Origin of the sequence: Burkholderia sp. BCC1644, assembly GCF_902833225.1 — a bacterium.
Lineage (GTDB): Bacteria > Pseudomonadota > Gammaproteobacteria > Burkholderiales > Burkholderiaceae > Burkholderia.
Map to the genome: position 1 here is coordinate 1 of NZ_CADFEI010000077.1, position 444 is coordinate 444.

A 444-nucleotide genomic window follows, 5' to 3' on the forward strand; every position below is an offset into this window, starting at 1 on the left:
ACCGGCCGGCAGCTTTATGCACAGCAGCAAGCCACAAGCGCCAACGCGGGCGCGATCGCGACGCTCTCGACGGCGTCCGCGGCGGCCACCTCCTCTCTCTCGACCGGGATCGCCGACAACACCTCGTTGATCGCGGGCCTCTCGAGCAGTACGACGGATGCGCTGGCGTCGCTGTCGACCGGCACCAGCCGCGGCCTGGCGTCCTTGTCCACCGGCTTGTCCTCGACCGCCGCCACCGTCACCTCGCTGCAGTCCGGGCTGGCCGCCGGCACCGTCGGTCTGGTCCAGCAAGCGGGTACCGGCTCGATCACGATCGGCGGCAACGTAGCCGGCACGGTTCTGGACGTGGCCGGAACCGCCGGGGCGCGCCAGGTCAAGGGCGTGGCCGCCGGCATCGACGCCACCGACGCCGTCAACCTCCAGCAGCTGCAGAGCGTGGCGGCT

At 71.6% G+C, this 444-nt stretch carries 1 pseudogene; it reads left to right on the top strand.

Annotation, left to right across the window (positions count from 1 at the left end):
* Window positions 1-444 (top strand): annotated as a pseudogene (locus tag HWX87_RS37790) (adhesin); the annotation flags it as partial.